Origin of the sequence: Streptomyces sp. XY431 (assembly GCF_001279805.1) — a bacterium.
Taxonomy (GTDB): Bacteria; Actinomycetota; Actinomycetes; order Streptomycetales; family Streptomycetaceae; genus Kitasatospora; species Kitasatospora purpeofusca.
The window spans coordinates 63,594-80,124 of the sequence record NZ_LGDO01000116.1 but is presented as its reverse complement, the minus strand read 5'-3'; the positions used below and the strand labels follow the sequence as shown (position 1 = coordinate 80,124).

Annotated in this window: 15 protein-coding genes; 4 read left to right on the top strand and 11 right to left on the bottom strand. The window is 73.5% G+C overall.

Annotation, left to right across the window (positions count from 1 at the left end; genetic code table 11):
• Positions 1–28: 28 nt before the first annotated feature.
• Entirely contained in the window at positions 29–352 is a 324-nt protein-coding gene (locus ADK60_RS14830; protein ID WP_053646319.1) for a DMT family transporter, read from the bottom strand.
• 5 nt (positions 353–357) lie between these two features.
• Positions 358–1,029, bottom strand: coding sequence for an FMN-dependent NADH-azoreductase (locus ADK60_RS14825; RefSeq protein WP_053646317.1), 672 nt, complete (start codon positions 1,027–1,029; stop codon positions 358–360).
• A 144-nt stretch (positions 1,030–1,173) separates the two neighbouring features.
• Between ADK60_RS14825 and ADK60_RS14820 the strand changes: the two genes are divergently transcribed.
• The gene (locus tag ADK60_RS14820) at positions 1,174–1,779 is read left to right on the top strand and encodes a TetR/AcrR family transcriptional regulator (RefSeq protein ID WP_053646315.1); all 606 of its coding nucleotides are present in this window, start codon (positions 1,174–1,176) and stop codon (positions 1,777–1,779) included.
• A 15-nt stretch (positions 1,780–1,794) separates the two neighbouring features.
• Here the strand turns inward: ADK60_RS14820 and ADK60_RS14815 are convergent, their stop codons facing one another.
• The 5 genes from ADK60_RS14815 to ADK60_RS14795 all read right to left on the bottom strand — a co-directional run bounded on the left by ADK60_RS14815 (position 1,795) and on the right by ADK60_RS14795 (position 8,173).
• Positions 1,795–2,559 (bottom strand): RICIN domain-containing protein, encoded by a 765-nt coding sequence (locus tag ADK60_RS14815; RefSeq protein WP_052708982.1) that lies wholly within the window; start codon positions 2,557–2,559, stop codon positions 1,795–1,797.
• A 59-nt stretch (positions 2,560–2,618) separates the two neighbouring features.
• Positions 2,619–3,344, bottom strand: a complete 726-nt coding sequence (locus tag ADK60_RS14810) for a ricin-type beta-trefoil lectin domain protein (RefSeq protein ID WP_053646313.1) — start codon at positions 3,342–3,344, stop codon at positions 2,619–2,621.
• 313 nt (positions 3,345–3,657) lie between these two features.
• A complete protein-coding gene (locus ADK60_RS14805) occupies positions 3,658–5,322 on the bottom strand; it encodes a DEAD/DEAH box helicase (protein WP_079008369.1) in 1,665 nt (554 codons plus the stop codon).
• Positions 5,323–5,479: 157 nt separating this feature from the next.
• Entirely contained in the window at positions 5,480–5,686 is a 207-nt protein-coding gene (locus ADK60_RS14800) for a cold-shock protein (RefSeq protein WP_030391310.1), read from the bottom strand.
• Between the two features lie 300 nt (positions 5,687–5,986).
• The gene (locus ADK60_RS14795) at positions 5,987–8,173 is read right to left on the bottom strand and encodes an MMPL family transporter (RefSeq protein ID WP_053646311.1); all 2,187 of its coding nucleotides are present in this window, start codon (positions 8,171–8,173) and stop codon (positions 5,987–5,989) included.
• 556 nt (positions 8,174–8,729) lie between these two features.
• Between ADK60_RS14795 and ADK60_RS14790 the strand changes: the two genes are divergently transcribed.
• The 3 genes from ADK60_RS14790 to ADK60_RS47640 all read left to right on the top strand — a co-directional run bounded on the left by ADK60_RS14790 (position 8,730) and on the right by ADK60_RS47640 (position 12,270).
• Positions 8,730–10,994, top strand: a complete 2,265-nt coding sequence (locus ADK60_RS14790) for an MMPL family transporter (RefSeq protein ID WP_063783153.1) — start codon at positions 8,730–8,732, stop codon at positions 10,992–10,994.
• 132 nt (positions 10,995–11,126) lie between these two features.
• Positions 11,127–12,020 carry a phosphotransferase enzyme family protein gene (locus ADK60_RS14785; protein ID WP_079008368.1) on the top strand — a complete coding sequence of 298 codons (894 nt, stop codon included), beginning with the start codon at positions 11,127–11,129 and terminating at the stop codon, positions 12,018–12,020.
• A gap of 118 nt (positions 12,021–12,138) precedes the next feature.
• On the top strand, positions 12,139–12,270 hold the full coding sequence (locus tag ADK60_RS47640) for a hypothetical protein (RefSeq protein ID WP_286185278.1): 132 nt from the start codon (positions 12,139–12,141) through the stop codon (positions 12,268–12,270).
• Here ADK60_RS47640 and ADK60_RS14780 read toward each other — a convergent pair.
• The 4 genes from ADK60_RS14780 to ADK60_RS14765 all read right to left on the bottom strand — a co-directional run bounded on the left by ADK60_RS14780 (position 12,242) and on the right by ADK60_RS14765 (position 16,491).
• The gene (locus ADK60_RS14780; RefSeq protein ID WP_053646309.1) at positions 12,242–12,943 is read right to left on the bottom strand and encodes an exonuclease domain-containing protein; all 702 of its coding nucleotides are present in this window, start codon (positions 12,941–12,943) and stop codon (positions 12,242–12,244) included. The genes ADK60_RS47640 and ADK60_RS14780 overlap by 29 nt on opposite strands.
• A gap of 113 nt (positions 12,944–13,056) precedes the next feature.
• Entirely contained in the window at positions 13,057–14,310 is a 1,254-nt protein-coding gene (locus tag ADK60_RS14775; RefSeq protein WP_053646307.1) for a Dyp-type peroxidase, read from the bottom strand.
• A 136-nt stretch (positions 14,311–14,446) separates the two neighbouring features.
• Positions 14,447–15,067: a hypothetical protein gene (locus tag ADK60_RS14770; RefSeq protein ID WP_053646305.1), complete on the bottom strand. Its 621-nt coding sequence runs from the start codon at positions 15,065–15,067 to the stop codon at positions 14,447–14,449.
• A 143-nt stretch (positions 15,068–15,210) separates the two neighbouring features.
• Positions 15,211–16,491: a DUF5919 domain-containing protein gene (locus ADK60_RS14765; protein ID WP_052708979.1), complete on the bottom strand. Its 1,281-nt coding sequence runs from the start codon at positions 16,489–16,491 to the stop codon at positions 15,211–15,213.
• Between the last annotated feature and the right edge of the window lie 40 nt (positions 16,492–16,531).

Here is a 16,531-nt window from a genome sequence, read left to right as displayed (position 1 = left end):
TTCGACGGCCCACGGATGCCACCATGCTTCAGTGGCCCGCCGACCCCAGGTGGACCGTGATCAGGCCGGTGGTGATCAGGGCGAGGCCGGCGAAGGTGGTGGGGGACGGGACCTCGTGGCGGACGGCGAGGGCGGTCAGGACGGTTCCGACGGTGCCGATGCCGGTGAAGACGGCGTAGCCGGTGCCGACCGGGAGGTCCTGGAGGGCACGGGAGAGCAGGTAGACCGCGCCGAGCATGAGGGCGAGGCACAGGGCGCTCTGCGGGAGGCGGGTGAATCCCCGGGTCGGTTCGATCGACTGCGCCCAGGCGACCTCCACCACCCCGGCGAGCAGCAGCCAGAGCCACGGCACGGCGGTCAGCCCTCCCTCGGGATGCGGTGGCCGGCCAGCTTGGCGCCGAGTTCCCCGGCCCGGAGCACGGCACCGGCGAAGGAGTCGACGTGCTGGTCGCGGCGCCCGGCGAGGGCGGGGTCGACCAGGGAGTTGACCAGTTCGGCGGCGACGACCTCGCCGTCCGCCACGGCGTAGTGGCCGTTGAAGAAGTCGAGCAGGTAGCGGCCGTGGTGGTCGAAGGGTTCGCGCGGGGTGCCGGGGCCGTAGGCGCCGCCGCGGCCGGCGACGACCACGAGCTTGCGGGGTGCGAGGACCATCTTGGGGAAGGTGACCTGGTCGATCCAGGCCTTGAGCGCGGCGGGGACGCCGAAGTTGTACATGGGTGCGCCGATCAGCACGACGTCGGCCGCGACCAGTTCGTCGAGAAGGGGGCGGACGACCGCCCACGCCTCGCGCTCCTCCTCGGTGCGGACGGCCTCCTCGTAGCGCTCGATGTCGGTGATGCCTTCGCCCAGCAGGGTGTCGCAGATCCGGGTCCAGCCCTCGCGGATCGGCGGGACGGGGTCGGCGGCGAGGTCGCGGTGGGTGACCTCGCCGCCGCCGGCATCGCGCCAGGCGCCGACGAAGGCCGCGCCGAGGCGACGGGAGAAGGAATCGCTGCGCGCGCTGCTGTCGAGGTGCAGGAGGTGGGACACGGTGAACCCCCGGGCGGTCTGGGCGGGACGGTGGCGCCGACTTAAGCGGACACGGCGTCCACTTGTCGACGCACCCAACGATAAAGGGAAGCGGACAATGTGTCCACTTCCCTTGGGCGTGCCTTCGTTCTACCGTTGCTCCCCATGACGACCGAGCTCCCCCTCGCCGACGGCCCGCCGCCCCGCGAACGGGCCGACGCCGCCCGCAACCGGGCCAAGGTGCTGGCCGCCGCCGAACGGCTCTTCGCGTCCGGCGACCCGGCCGCCGTCACCATGGACGACATCGCCCGGGCCGCCGGCATCGGCCGCGGCACGCTCTACCGCCGCTACCCCGACCGCGCCTCGATCGCCCGCGCCCTGCTCGACGAACACGAACGCGCCCTGCAGGAACGGCTGCTGCGCGGCGCCCCGCCGCTCGGCCCGGGCGAAACCGAGGAATCCGGTCCCGCCCCGGCCGAGCGGCTGGCCGCCTTCTACGCGGCGATGGTCGAGCTGCTGGAGACCCACAGCCACCTGGTGCTCGGCGCCGAGACCGGCGCGGCCCGCTACCGGACCGGCGCCCACGCCTTCTGGCGGCTGCACGTCGTCCACCTGGTGCGCGAGGCCGGCCGGCCGGACCCGGAGGTCCTGGCCGACCAGCTGCTCGCCCCGCTCGCCCCCGAGCTCTTCCGCCACCAGCGGGAGCGCGGCATCACCCCCGAGCGGATCGCCGCCGGCCTGGCCGTGCTGGCCCGCGGCGTGCTCGGGTAGTGCCGAAGGGCGGGATCAGGCGGGCGCGTGCCAGAGCTGGTTGGCGGTGTTGGCGAAGTCATAGATCTGCACCAGGGCGCCGTTGGCGGTGTCGTAGCCCCGGACGTCCAGGACGCGGCCGGACTGCGGGTTGACGATCGCGCCGTCGGGCCGGGTCCGCCACTGCTGCGCGCCGGTGCCGTTGCAGTCGTAGATCTGCACCGGCGTGCCGTTGCCGGTGCGGCCGCCCTGGACGTCCAGGCACTTGCCGACGGCGCGGATGGTGCCGTCGGAGGCGATCCGCCAGCTCTGGTTGACGTTGCCCAGGCAGTCCCACATCTGGATCGGGGTGCCGTTGCTGCTGGAACCGCCGCGCACGTCCAGGCACTTGTTCACGTAGCCGGTGATCTGACCGGTCGGCCCGGACAGGGGCGGGGGGCCGAACGTGATCCCCGCCTGCGAGATCGTCTCCATGCCGCCGCACAACGCGCGGCCGATGCCGTTGCCGGTCACCCACCCGTTGCTCATGGCCCCGGTCACGGTGATGACGCCGTTGGCGTCATAGCCGTAGCACATGGCACTGACCCGCCAGGTCTGCAGCGGGTCGATGCTCGTACAGGTGCCGGTGGCGTCCCGCATGCCCTCGGTGAGGGTGCAGCCCGCCGGAACGGCGGCCTGCACGCCGGCGGGCGCGGACGACGCGGGCACTGCGGTCTCGGCGGCACCGGCAGCCGGGGCGGTGGTGAGCGCTGCGGCCCCGGCGAGCAGGGCGGTGGCGAACACGGCGAAGGTACGACGCACGGGAAAACTCCTGAGGGGTGAGGGTGTGGTGGCGCGGGAGGCTCGACCGACGGACCGGATCAGGCGGGGACGTGCCAGACCTGGTTGGCGGCGCCGTTGCAGTCCCAGATGCCGAGCTGGTTGCCGTTCTCCGTGGAGAAGCCCAGGTCGTCGAGGCAGCGACCGGACATCGGGTTGAGGATCGAGCCGTCCGCACGGACCTGCCACTGCTGGGCGCCGGTGCCGTTGCAGGTGTACAGCTGGACCTTGGTGCCGTTGGCCGTGCCCGCACCGGCGACGTCCAGGCACTTGTTGAAGGCCCGGACGGTGCCGTCCACGGCGATCTTCCACTGCTGGGCGTTGGTGCCGTTGCAGTCGTAGATCTGGACGGGGGTGCGGTCGGCGCTGCTGGCGCCCTTCACGTCCACGCACTTGCTCGCGTAGCCGGTGATCGGGCCGACCGGACCGGCGGGCTGGGTGGGGAGACGGCCGGCGTAGACGACGCGCGGGAATTCCACGGTGTCGTTGATCCCGCAGGAGGCGACCGAGGTGCCGTCGCCGAACACCACGACGCCGCTGGTGGGCCGGGAGAACTGCACGGTGTGGTCGGCGTTCCAGTAACGACAGGTGGCACTGACGTACCAGCCCTGGAGCGGGTCGCTGCCGCTGCAGACGCCGTAGGCGTTCCAGCCGCCGGTGTAGGCGTAGCAGTTCCCCGCGGCCGGGGCGGCGGTGGCGGGCGAGGCGAGGGTGGCGGCGGCGCCCAGCAGGGCGGCGCTGCTGAGGAGCGCGGCGGTACGACGCATCGGGAAGATCCTTCCGAGGACGATGAACCGGTCGACCCGCTGTCCAGGAACCGTGATGACGGTGTACCGGTTGTGCGGGCCGCGTGAAGCCTCGGGGTGATGTGCGGCCACGGTCAACACGAGGGGGAGATGATCACGCCAACGGTCCGTCCACGGACGGGCACCGGTACGAACGGATGCGCGAGAACGCCCGCAGGCCGGGGCACCGGACGATCCGTCCGGAAACCACCGGCCCGCGCCGGCACCTCGGAGGCGCATGCGAACGGCCCGGCTCCCCCTCGAAGGGGAGCCGGGCCGTCGGGAGCCGGGTCGGTCAGTCGCCCTGGCGGCGCTGGCGGCCGGTGCCGTAGTTGGAGCCGGACTTGGAGCCGCTGCCCGGCTTCGCCCGCCCGGAGGCGCGGCCGATGAAGCCGGCCGCCTGGCGCGACGCGCCGCCGCCCTGCCCGCCGCCCGCGGCGCCGGTGCGCTGCTTGGGGCGGGGCCGGCGCGGGTTGCCGTTCATGTCGACGTCGGTCGGCAGCCCGGAGCGCTTGCCGGAGCGTCGGCGCGGGGAGCCGTTCTTCGCGGCGCTCCCGCCCTCCCCGTCGGCCTGGGCCGGCGCGGCCGGGGCGGGCACGGCCACGGTGATCGGCACGCCGCTCGGGGTGCGGGCACCGGTGATCCGGGTGAGCTCGACGTCGCCCGGGCGGATCTTCGTGGTGGTGGGACGGATCCCGGCCACCGTCATCAGCCGGCTGACCTCGCGCCGCTGGTCCGGCAGGACGAGCGTGACGACGGTACCGGACTCGCCGGCCCGGGCGGTGCGGCCGCCGCGGTGCAGGTAGTCCTTGTGGTCGATCGGCGGATCGACGTTGACGACCAGGTCGAGGCCGTCGATGTGGATGCCGCGGGCGGCGACGTTGGTGGCGATCAGCGCGGTGACGTGGCCGTCGCGGAACTGGTCGAGCACCCGGTTGCGCTGCGGCTGGGACTTGCCGCCGTGCAGGGCGGCGGCCTTCACGCCGTTGGCCAGCAGCTGCTTGGCGAGCCGGTCCGCGCCGTGCTTGGTGTGCACGAACATGATCACGCGCCCCTCGCGGGAGGCGATGTGGGCGGTGGTGGACGCCTTGTCCGCCGGGTCCAGCTGGAGCAGGTGGTGGTCCATGGTGGTGACCGCACCGGCCGAGGGGTCCACGGAGTGGGTCACCGGGTCGGTCAGGAAGCGCTTGACCAGCCGGTCGACGTTGCGGTCCAGGGTGGCGGAGAAGAGCATCCGCTGCCCGCCCTCGGCGACCTGCTCCAGCAGCTTGGTGACCTGCGGCAGGAAGCCCATGTCGGCCATCTGGTCGGCCTCGTCGAGCACGGTGATCGCGACATCGGAGAGGTTGACGTCACCGCGACCGATCAGGTCGTCCAGTCGGCCGGGGGTGGCGACCAGGACCTCGGCGCCGCGGCGCACCGCGTTGGCCTGCCGGGTGATCGACATACCGCCGACGACGGTGGCGATCCGCAGGTTGACGGCGGTGGCGTACGGGGTGAGGGCCTCGGTGACCTGCTGGGCCAGCTCGCGGGTGGGCGTCAGCACCAGCGCCAGCGGGTGGCGGGCGTCGGCCCGGCGGCCGGCGGTGCGCGCGAGCAGCGACAGGCCGAAGGCGAGGGTCTTGCCGGAGCCGGTGCGGCCGCGGCCGAGCACGTCGCGCCCGGCGATCGAGTCGGGGAGGGTGGCGGCCTGGATCGGGAACGGCTCGGTGACGCCCTGGCGGGTCAGCGCGCTCAGGAGGCCCTTGGGGAGCTCCAGCTCGGCGAAGCTCGCCGCCGGCGGACGGGCCGGGGTGCCCTCGACCACGGTGAAGTCGGCGGGCTCGGCGACCCGGGGGGCGTTCCGGCGCGGGGGCCGGGAGGAGGCGCCGGTACGCGGGGCGCCGCCGGTGCGCGGGGCGCCGGTGCGGGGCTTGCGGGAACGGCCGCCGTCGCGGTGCGGCTGGGCAGGGGTGGTCACAGGATCTCCATCCAGAGCGTGACAGCCCCGGGTAAGGGGCTGGTCCGGCCGTCGGAAAGGAGTTCGCCGCCCCGGCCGTTCGGCGGCATGAGCGAGGGCCCGCACCGTGCGGTGCGGGCCCTCGCTACGCGAAATCGCGCGTCAGCGGAGGCTGACGTCAGCCGATGACGCGGATGTTCTCGGCCTGCGGGCCCTTCTGGCCCTGGGTGACGTCGAACTCGACCTTCTGGCCCTCGAGCAGCTCACGGAAACCCTGAGCCGTGATGTTCGAGTAGTGGGCGAACACGTCCGGGCCGCCAGTCTCCTGCTCGATGAAGCCGAAGCCCTTTTCGCTGTTGAACCACTTCACGGTGCCGGTAGCCATAACCGTCTCCTCTAACTGGGGCATCGGAGCCCACACCTCGTGGACCCCAAGTAGCCGCGATCCCCATCCGGAGGCTGAAACACCGGACAAAACAAATGCGCCTGTTGGTTGGTACCAGCAGGCGCACACATACGTTCATGGGAACCAAAACTGCAACTGATACGACTCTAGCACGTCCGCACCCCGATTGACCGGGGAGTTTCTGCCACACAGATCACGTTTGCCGGATCGGCGGAACGGGCAAACGGCGCCCGCCATGAGGCGGGCGCCGTCCGTGTCGCTACCGGCAGGTGTGGGCGGTCAGCGCCGCCCGGCCGACTCCGGCAGACCGTGGGCGCTGTGCGCGCCCGCCGCCGGACCGGCCTCGCCGTGGCCACCGGTGGCGTCGGCACCGTGGCCGGGCCACCAGGCGGCCTTGCCGACCAGCGCGGTGAGCGCCGGCGTGAAGAACATCGCCATCACGAAGGCCGCCAGGGCGATGCCGAAGGCCATGCCGAAGCCGAACTCCAGCATGAAGATGTTGCCCGCGAGCATGAAGGTCGCGAACGACACCGCCAGGATGAAGCCGGCCGCCGCGACGGTCGGGCCGCCGTGGCGCACCGCCTCGCGGGCCGCCTCGCGCGGGCTGCGGCCCGCGCGGGCCTCCTCGCGCAGTCGGGCGATGATCAGGATGTTGTAGTCGGTACCGATCGCCACCACGAAGAGGTAGATGAGGATCGGCAGCATGAACATCATGCCGTGCTCGCCCTTGATGTTCTGGAACAGCAGGGTCGAGGAGCCGAGGGTCGCGGTGAAGCCGAGGCCCACCGAGGCCATCAGGTACCAGGGGGCGACCACGCTGCGCAGCTGGAGGGCCAGGATCAGCAGGATCAGCAGACCCGCGATCGGGAACACCAGCTTGTAGTCGTGGGACATCGCCAGGTTGATGTCCTTGTAGATCGCGGTGATGCCGCCGACCTTGGCCTCGGTGCCGGACGGCGCCTCGGCGTGGGCGACCTTGCGCAGGTCGGTGACCGTGTCGATCGCGTCGTTGCTGGACGGCTCGTGCTTGAGCAGAACGGTGAAGTCCGCCGTCGCACCGTCCTTGCTGAGCTGCGGCGTCGCGGGGGCCTCGGCAACACCGGGGACGGCGCCGAGCTTGGCGGCGTAGCCGCTGAAGGCACCCTGGTCGAGCTTCGCCCCGCCGTCGGCCGTCAGGTAGACGTGCGTCGGGTCCGCGGCACCGGCCGAGAAGCCGTTGACCAGCTTGTCCTGGACGACCATCGACTCCGCGGTCTTGGGCATGGAGCTGCCCGCGAGGTCGAAGGTCCCGTTGTAACCGAGGGCACCGGCGGTCAGGGCCAGCAGCACACCACCGGAGGCGACGGCCACCAGGGCCGGCCTCTTCTCGACGACGCGGCCGAGGGCGGCGAACCGGGCGTCGCTCGGCTCGTGCATCCACTTCTTGCCGGGCCAGAACACCCCGCGGGCCGGGATGACCGTGAGCACGGCCGGGGCCAGGGTGAGCGAGGCGAAGGCGGTGACGACGACCGCGATGGCCAGCGCCGGGCCGAGCGCCTTGAACATGCCGAGGCTGGAGAGGATCAGCACCGCGAAGGCGACGGTGACCGCGCCGGCCGCGGAGGCGATCGCCTCGCCGACCCGGGAGACGGCGTTGGCCACGGCCTCCTGCCGGGTGTCGCCCGCCCGCAGCCGCTCGCGGTAGCGGAAGGCGAGGAACAGGAAGTAGTCGGTGCCGACACCGAGCACGACGACGATCAGGATCGCCGACAGCACCGGGGTGGACTTCAGGTCGAACGCCTTGGTCGCGTAGGCGATCAGGCCGTTCGCCGTGGGCATCGCGATCACCAGCGAGAGCAGCACCGGCAGGAGGCCGGCCAGCACGCTGCGGAAGATCAGGCCGACGATGATCGCGACCAGGACGACACTGCTGATGCCGATGACGGCGTCGGCCGCGCCGGAGGACTCCTGCTGGTCCAGCTGCTGGGCGGCCTGGCCGCCGAGCTGGTACTTCAGGTCGGTGCCCTCGGCGAGCTTCTTGCCCTCGTCACGGACCGTCTTGGCGACCTCGCCGAACTTCTCCGAGTTCTGGGTGGTCTTGTCGATGGCGATCGGCGCCAGTGCGTACTTGCCGTCCTTGGAGGTCGTCTGGTCGCTGACCGGGACGATCTGCTCGACGTGCTCGATCTTCTTGTCGGTGAGGCCCTGGACGATCTTCGCCACGGCGGCCTTGTCGGCGGCCGTCAGCGGGGCGCCGTCGTTGCGCTCGAACAGGGCGAGCGCGGAGGGCGTGAAGTTCGCCGGGAACGCCTTCTCCTGCAACTGCGCGGCCTGGATGGACTCGTAGTGCTTGGGGAGGAATGCGGCCTCGTCGGTCTGGGCCGTGATCTTCGGGGCCGAGACGGCGATGGCGATCATCGCGACGACCCACGCCGCGATCACCCACCAGGCGCGACGGACGACAAAATGTCCTAGTCGGTGGAACATGCTCGTGATGCCTCCTGGGCATGGTTCACCGCAGCCCTCGGGGGACGGGACGTCGGGCGACGGATCGGATCGGCCCGACTTGTGCGGGGCACAGGTCTAGCCGGTCGGCAGGTAAGTACTCAGAGAGGCTCATCCTACGGTCACTTGCTAGCCGACCGGCAAGCAGTTTTCCCCGTGACCCCGTTGCCGCAGTGCGACCCCCTCGGGGGCGCCACGAAGTGCCCCCGAGCCATTTTCGCGTGCGGAGGACCGGCTTGACCTCGTACTCGGGGTGGAGACGGCTCCCCCTCAGGGTGGAGCTTGCCCCCCTGACCCCAGGAGGAGATATCAGGGTTGCCTGGTAGGGAAAACCCCACCCCGTCCCCCAGGAAGACCACAGGGAGCACTCCCCCGCCAGCCGGATACCCCGTCAGCACCCGCTTCCCTACTGTCGATCACGACGCCGGACCGCACCCGGCGCCGCACTCCGGCGGCCGACCACCGCCGTACACCCGGCCCGCGCCCGCCACCGGCGCCGGCCGCTCTTCCAGGGGGAACCGTGAACACCAAGCCCGGCATGGCCGCCGCCATGGGCGCCTGGAGCGCCCGGCACAGAAAGACCGCCGTCTTCGGCTGGCTGCTGTTCGTCGTCCTCGCCACCTTCCTCGGCGGCCTGCACGGCAGCACCCAGGTCGACGAGGCCGAGGCCATGCCCGGCCAGGTCTCCCGGGCCGCCGAGATCCTCGACCGGGCCGGACTCAAGTCCCCCTCCACCGAGACCGTCCTGATCCAGAGCACCGACCGGACCGCCGACGCCCCCGCCTTCCGCGCCGTCGTCGACCAGGTGATCGCCGGGGTCAACGGCACCGGCAAGGCCGGCGACGTCCGCTCCCCCTACGACACCAAGGCGGTCTCCGCCGACGGCCGCTCCGCGCTCGTCCAGCTCACCGTGAAGGGCGACCACGAGGAGGCCACCGCCAACGTCGGCGCCGTGGTCGACGCCGTCGCCGCCGTCCAGAAGCAGCACCCCGACCTCACCGTGGTGGAACTCGGCGACGCCAGCTCCGGCAAGTGGATGGACGAGCAGTTCGCCGACGACTTCGCCCGCGCTGAGTGGACGGCCGTCCCGCTCGCCCTCGGCATCCTGCTGGTCGCCTTCGGCGCGCTGGTCGCCGCCGTCCTGCCCGTCCTGCTCGCGATCACCGCCTTCGTCGCGGCCGGCGGACTCGTCGCCCTCAGCAGCGGAATCCTGCACACCAGCAACAGCGCCAGCTCGGTGATGCTGCTGGTCGGCCTCGCCGTCGGCGTCGACTACTGCCTCTTCTACCTGCGCCGCGAACGCGAGGAGCGGGCCGCCGGACGCGACCTCGACACCTCGCTGCGGATCGCCGCCGCCACCAGCGGCCGGGCCGTACTGGTCTCCGGCGTCACCGTGGTGATCGCGATGGCCGGCATGTTCCTCACCGGCATCGCCGAGTTCAAGGCCATGGCGTACGCCACCATCGTGGTCGTCGTCACCGCCGTGCTCGGCTCGCTCACCGTGCTGCCCGCACTGCTCTCGATGCTCGGCGACCGGGTCGACAAGGGCCGGGTGCCCTTCCTCCACCGGCTCCGCCGCCCCGGCGCCGCCACCACCGGCGGCCGGTTCTGGAACGCCGTGCTCACCCCGGTGCTGCGCCGACCGCTGGCCGCCGCCGCCCTGTCCGGCGCCGTCCTGATCGGCCTGGCCGCGCCGCTGCTCACCATGCACACCGCCAACCTGACCTTCCAGCAGCAGCTGCCGAAGGGCAACGAGCTGGTCGCCGTCTCGCAGAAGATCGAGGCGGCCTTCCCCGGCAGCCCCGCGCCCGCCTCCGTGGTGATCAAGGCCACCGACATCGACTCCCCCGCGATGACCGCCGCGATCGCCGACCTCAAGGCCCGCGCCCTGGCCTCCGGCCGGATGCACGGACCGGTCGACGTCACCGTCCACCCCGAGCAGAACGTCGCCACCGTCGACATCCCGCTCAACGGCAGCGGCAACGACGCGGTCAGCAACGCCGCCCTGCGCACCCTGCGCGAGGACCTCGTGCCCGCCACCGTGCTCGCCGTGCCCGGCACCGAGGCCCCGGTCACCGGCCGCACCGCCGGCTCCTACGACTTCAACGCCAAGATGACCGGATCGATGCCGGTGGTCTTCGGCTTCGTGGTGGTCTTCGCCTTCCTGCTCATGCTCACCTCCTTCCGCTCGCTGGCCGTCGCCGGCACCGCCGTGGTGCTCAACCTGCTCTCGGTCGGCGCCGCGTACGGGGTGCTGACGCTGGTCTTCCAGCACGGTGTCGGGGCCTCGCTGCTCGGCACCGAGGGCGTCGGCGCGGTCGAGTCCTGGGTGCCGCTGTTCCTCTTCGTGATCCTCTTCGGCCTCTCGATGGACTACCACGTCTTCGTGGTCTCCCGGATCAAGGAGGGCCGCGACCGGGGCCTGCCCACCCGGGCCGCGATCGCCCACGGCATCCGCTCCACGGCCGGGGTGGTCACCAGCGCGGCCGTGATCATGGTGGCGGTCTTCGCGGTCTTCGGCACCCTCTCCATGCAGGCCATGAAGCAGATGGGCGTCGGCCTCGCGGTCGCGGTGCTGATCGATGCGACGATCATCCGCGCGGTGCTGCTGCCCTCGGTGATGACCCTGCTCGACGAGCGCAACTGGTACCTGCCGCGCTGGCTCGCCTGGCTGCCCGACTTCTCCCACGGCGAGACCGTCCCGCCGCTCGGCGCCGGCGCCCCGCTCGCCCCGCTCGCCCCGGCCGCCGCCACCGCCGAACCGACCGTCCCGCAGGCCCGGCACCGCCGGATCGGGGTCTGACCCTTCCCCACCGGGCCCCCGGGCCCGCAGACCCCGGACGACCGCCGGGCCCCGCATCGCGCGGGGCCCGGCACCCGTTTGCCAGAATGATCGACCGTCCTCACCCGGCTGTCACGAAGGAAACCGACCCTCATGCTCCGCTTCGACGAGGGGCGGGCGCGGCTGCTGCTCGCCCGTGCCTGCGAGTCCGCCGGCCTGCCCGACCCCGCCGACGCCCGGCTGCTCGCCCTCGGCGAGAACGCCGTCTTCGACCTCGGCGACCCGGCCGTGGTCGCCAAGGTCGGCCGCACGCCCGAACTGCACGACCGGGCCCGCCGTGAACTCGCCGTCGCCGACTGGCTGGCCGGCCACGGCGTCCCGGTGGTCCGCCCCTACGACGCGGTGCCCGCCGGACCGCGGCTCGCCGACGGTCACCCGGTCACCTTCTGGCACCGGCTCGCCCCCGCCGAGCGGCCCGCCCGCCCGGTGGACCTCGCCCCGCTGCTGCACGCCGTGCACCGGCTGCCCGACCCGCCGTTCGCCCTCGGCCGCCGCGACCTGCTCGCCCCCGTGGAACGCTGGCTCGCCTCCGCCGAGGGCCACGTCGACCCGGCCGACGTCGACTTCCTGCGCGACCGCCGGGACTCCTTCGCCGCCGCGGCGGCCGAGCTCGTCCCGCACCTGCCGACCGGGGTGATCCACGGCGACGCGCTGCCGCGCAACGTCCACGTCGGTCCGGACGGGCCCGTCCTGCTCGACCTGGAGTTCGTCGCGCACGACCTGCGCGAGCACGACCTGGTGGTGCTCGCGCTCAGCCACGACCGGTACGGCGTGCCGGACGAGGACTACCGGGAGTTCACCGGGGCGTACGGCTGGGACGTGCGCGAGTGGCCCGGCTTCGCGGTGCTGCGCGGGGCCAGGGAGACGGCCAGCGCCTCCTGGGTCGCCCAGCAGGCACCGGGCAACCCGGCGGCACTGGCCGAGTTCCGGCGCCGGGTGGACTCGCTGCGGACGGGCGCCACCGAGGTGCGCTGGTACCCGTTCTGACCACGCACCGGGCGGCCGTGCCGGTGGCCGCCCGTGAGCCGGTACTCCCGTGAGCCCGTTCAGCCGTAATCCCGTTCAGCGGTACGCCCGTTCACCGGCAAGCCCTGCACTCCGCGCCATGGCCACCGCCGCCCTCGAACGCCTCGCCGCCCTGCACCGCGAGGGCTCCCTCGACGCGGCCGGGTTCACCGCCGCCAAGGCCCTGCTGCTGCGGACCGGGCTCAGCGCAGGGGCCAGCGGGGGTCTATGACCGCCTCCGGGTCCTTGGCCCGGCGCAGCCACGCCTGGAGGTCCTCGGCCCAGGCCCGGTGCCAGTCGATCTGACGGGCGTGGAGTTCGGCCACCGGGACGTCCCCGACCTGCTCCGGGTAGCGCTCGGCGAGGGCGACCGCGACCCGGACGGCGGCGAGGGCGTCACTGCCCGCCTCGTGGGCGTCGGTCAGCTCGACGCCGTACACCTCGCAGACCCGCTGCAGGGTCCGGGAGCCCTTGCGGTACTTGTCCACCGCGCGGTCGATCACCAGCGCGTCGAGCACCGGCACGACCGGCCCGCCGAGCCGCTCGGCCAGCGCCGGCAGCCCGTGCCGGCGCAGCTCGGCGTCGAGCATCGAGAGGTCGAACGGGGCGTTGAACGCCACCACCGCCCGCCCCTCGGCGAGCCGCGCGCACAGCGCGCCGGCTATCTCGTCCACCGCCTCCTTGGCGGGCCGCCCCTTGGCCCGCGCCAGGTCGTCCCCGATCCCGTGGATCGCCGCCGCCTCGGCGGGGATCGGCACCCCCGGGTCGAGCAGCCACCCGGTGGCATCCAGCCGGCGGTCCCCGACGGTGTCCACGAGGGCGGCCGTGACAATCCGGTCCACGGCCGGGTCGGTACCCGTGGTCTCCAGGTCGAAGCCGACCAGTGGCTGCTGCCACCAGCTCATAGGAATGCGTCCTTCCGTCCTCCACTCGAACAGCCCCTATCATCACCCGCCCCTCCGACAATCCGGCCCCTGGGTCCGTCCCCGGGCGCCCGGCGCGGGCCCCGGTCCCCCGGTCAGGCCGGGGCGAGGAGGGTGCGGCCGAGCCAGTCGGCGGCGTCCTGGGCACCGGGGAGGACGTAGAAGTAGCCGCCGCCGGTGGGGCGGAGGAAGCGGGCGAGGGGTTCGTCGATCAGGCGGGTCTGGACAGTCTCGAACTGGCGGGCGATGTCGCGCTGGTAGCAGCAGAAGGCGAGGCCGAGCTCGGGGACGCCGCCCGCATCGAGGCCGCGGTCGTAGTTGAAGGCGCGGCGCAGGATCCGGTCGGCGCGGGTGGCGTCGGTGCGGGGGTTGGCGAGGCGGATGTGGGAGTCGAGGGCGATCACGGCGCCGTCCGGGTCCTGGGTGAAGTCGGGGGTGTCGCCCTCCTTGGTGCGGCCGAGCGGGGCGCCGTCGGACTTGCGGCGGCCGATGATCCGCTCCTGCTCGCGCAGGGGCAGTTCGTCCCACGGGACGACCAGGGTGCGGATGGCGCGGATCACCTGGTAGCTGCCGCCGACGGCCCAGGCCGGTCCGCCGGCGTCGGCGCCGACCCAGACCAGGGCGTCCATCTGCTGGGCGGAGCCGGTGTCGGGGTTCTGGATGCCGTCCTTGAAGCCGAGCAGGTTGCGGGCGGCGCCGGCGGGGCGGGCGCGGTTCTGGTAGCCGTCGAGCTGCCAGCGCGGGCTGAGCGACTTGCTGGTGGCGCGCAGCAGGTCGCGGATCGCGTGCTGGACGGTGTCCCGGCTGGTGGCGCAGACCTGGAGGGAGAGGTCGCCGTGGCACTCGGCGGGGCGCAGGCCGTCGTTGGGGAAGGCGCGCATCGCGGTGAGCCCGGCGGGGCGGGCGTCGGCGAGGCCGTAGCGGGCGTCGAAGAGGGAGGCGCCGACGCCGACGGTGACGGTGAGGTCGTCGGTGGGCAGGGCGGCGGGGCCGAGGGTGCCGCTGTCGGAGGGCGCGGCGCCGGGGCCGAGGTCGGGCGGGGTGCCGCCGTCGGTGAGGAAGCGGATCCGGTCGGTGAGGGTGCGCAGCAGGGCGGCCAGTGCGGCCCGGTCGTTGACGTGGACGTCGAGGGCGAGGAAGGTGCCGTAGCCGGGGGGCGGGTTGAGGATGCCGGCCTGGTGGACGCCGTGGAAGGGGATCCGACCGGTGGTGGCGACGGGTGCGCCCGGGGCGGGGCCGCCGGCGCCGAGGGTGAGGGCCCCGACGGCGCCGGCGCCGAGCGCGGTGCGGACGAAGGTGCGGCGCGAGGTGCCGGGGGCGCCGGGCTCGGTCGTGTGCTGACTGGTCAACGGCGGGCCTTCCGGGGCGGCGGAGCACGAGGGGGAGGCGGGCCCGGGACCGGGCCGCTGATCATGGAATCGACGCTAGCAACGCCCACCCCGGCCCGCCTCCGCTCGCCGCCCGGAAGGGGGAGCCGCACGGGCCCTACCGGCGGAAGGCGAAGCCGCCCCGGACGAGGTGGAGGCCGGGGTCGGTCGGGGCCTGGCAGGCGGTGGCGGCCGGTGGGGCGGTCGGCTCCGCCGGGACGCCGCTCCAGCCGACCCGCAGCCGCCCCTGCTCGTCGTGGCGGAAGCCGAGGGCCACCTCGGGGTGCCAGTCGCTCGGGAACGGCGGCACCGGGTCCAGGCCCGGGCCGGCGGTGTAGGTCACCGAGTCGACGGTGCCGGTGAGGACGACGGTCCCGTCCCGCTCGGTCAGGCAGTCCACCCGGATCTCGGCCCGGGCGGCGAACTCCCGGTCGGTGCCCCGGTCGAAGACGTGCTGGATGGTGGCGTGCCCCCGGCTCCCGGTGGACGGGCGCCCGGTGGTGTGGGCGTCCACGCCCAGGGTGATCAGCTGGCTGGGCTCGGGGACCGGCCCGAACAGGTCGAGCCTGGCCCAGCCGTGCAGGCTCGCGCTCGACCGCTCGGTGCCCGAGAACGCCGGGGCGGATGCCGGAGCGGACGCCCCGGCAGCTGCCGTGGACGCCGGGGCGGCGGCGGCGAAGGTCGGGGTGGCGAGCACCAGGGCGCTCGCCGTCACGGCGCCCAGCAGGAGTGTGCGCATGGTCGGACCTCGGTTCCTCGGAGGGTGGCCGGGCCGCTCCGGCCCGGTGCTTCCAAGGTGCCGGTCGCGACACCCGCGCCACTTCCGCCGCGAGAGGGACCGTCTCCCCCGCCCGGGGGAGACGGGGGTCAGGACGACGGGAGTCAGGACACCGGGCGGGAGTCCGCCCAGATGCCCTCGAACTCCTCGCGGTAGACCTCCAGCAGTCCGGCGTCCGTGCCGCCCGGCTCCTGGCCGGCGCCGCCGCGCAGCACCAGCGCGGGCGACTCCATGCCGCGGGCGCGCCGCAGGTACGGCTGGACGACGCCGAGGTCGCGGGTCTGCCGCCGGCCGCCGGGGGCCGTCGCTCCCGCCGGCGTGCCCTCGACCAGGTAGGCGGTGAACCTCGGGGTCTCGTCGAACACCCGGATCTCGAAGCCGCCCTGGTCGCGCAGCGCGGCGCGGACCCGGCGGACGTGCAGGATGTTCATCTGGATGGAGCGGCCCAGCTCGCCGCGTCCGAGCCCGAGTTCGCGCTCGCGGCGGCGGACGGCGCTGCTGGCCGGGTTGAGGAAGAGCAGCCGGACCCGGCAGCCCTCGGTGGCGAGCCGGACCAGCCGCTTGCCGGTGTAGTTCTGGCAGAGCATGCCGAGGCCGATGCCGAGCGCGTCGAGCCGCCGGGCGCCGTCGAGGAGGTCCTCGACCGGCAGGTCCCGCTGGAGCCGGACCCGGTCGGGGTGGACGGCGACGACGTCCGCGTACCGGCCGGCGACCAGGGACTCGACCACGTCCGCGGGCACGGCCCCGGTGCCGCCGTCGAGCAGGGCGAGCAGCCGGGCGGCGGCCCGTTCGGCCTGGGCGAGCACGGTCGGGGTGAGGACGCGGTTGCGGGAGACGACGTGCCGGGCGACCTCCAGCTCGTCGAGGGCCAGCTCGATCTCCCGGCGGTCGGCCAGGTAGGGCTCGAAGCAGGGCCAGTGCTGGACCATCAGTTCGCGCAGCTGCGGCAGGGTGAGGAAGACCAGCGGGTCGTCGTCGGCCGGGTCGAGCAGGTAGCCCTTGCGGCGGCTGACCTCGCGGACGGCGCCGGCCCGGTGCGCCCACTCCTCGCCGGCCGGGCCGGCCGCGGCGGTGACCCAGTCCTCGCCGTGGGCGGGCGCGTAGATCGGGTGCAGCACCTCGTCGACGAGCGAGCGGAGCCGCTGCTCGACCAGGTTGAGCCAGACGTAGGCGCGGCCGGAGAGCCTGACCCGCTGGTAGGCGTCCTCCCACTCGGCGCCGGACCAGGCGAGCGCGGGGACCTCGACCGGCCCGCCCTGGGCGGGGACGAGCGAGCGCCCGCCGGTCAGGGCGGGGCGCATGACCACCGTCGGCGCCTCGCTGCGGGCGCCGCCACGGTCGGGGCCGCCGGGCCCACCGCCACGACCGCCGGCGGGGAACACCATGCGCACCTCACCTGGTTCCTGTCGTGAGCCGGCCGGGGCC

Excerpts from the sequence above, each read along its gene's own strand:
- ADK60_RS14785 (WP_079008368.1), top strand. The coding sequence starts at position 11,127 with ATGCTCCGCTTCGACGAGGGGCGGGCGCGGCTGCTGCTCGCCCGTGCC.
- ADK60_RS14810 (WP_053646313.1), bottom strand. The coding sequence starts at position 3,344 with ATGCGTCGTACCGCCGCGCTCCTCAGCAGCGCCGCCCTGCTGGGCGCC.
- ADK60_RS14790 (WP_063783153.1), top strand. The coding sequence starts at position 8,730 with ATGGCCGCCGCCATGGGCGCCTGGAGCGCCCGGCACAGAAAGACCGCC.
- ADK60_RS14780 (WP_053646309.1), bottom strand. The coding sequence starts at position 12,943 with ATGAGCTGGTGGCAGCAGCCACTGGTCGGCTTCGACCTGGAGACCACG.
- ADK60_RS14820 (WP_053646315.1), top strand. The coding sequence starts at position 1,174 with ATGACGACCGAGCTCCCCCTCGCCGACGGCCCGCCGCCCCGCGAACGG.
- ADK60_RS14765 (WP_052708979.1), bottom strand. The coding sequence starts at position 16,491 with ATGGTGTTCCCCGCCGGCGGTCGTGGCGGTGGGCCCGGCGGCCCCGAC.
- ADK60_RS14800 (WP_030391310.1), bottom strand. The coding sequence starts at position 5,686 with ATGGCTACCGGCACCGTGAAGTGGTTCAACAGCGAAAAGGGCTTCGGC.
- ADK60_RS47640 (WP_286185278.1), top strand. The coding sequence starts at position 12,139 with ATGGCCACCGCCGCCCTCGAACGCCTCGCCGCCCTGCACCGCGAGGGC.
- ADK60_RS14795 (WP_053646311.1), bottom strand. The coding sequence starts at position 8,173 with ATGTTCCACCGACTAGGACATTTTGTCGTCCGTCGCGCCTGGTGGGTG.
- ADK60_RS14770 (WP_053646305.1), bottom strand. The coding sequence starts at position 15,067 with ATGCGCACACTCCTGCTGGGCGCCGTGACGGCGAGCGCCCTGGTGCTC.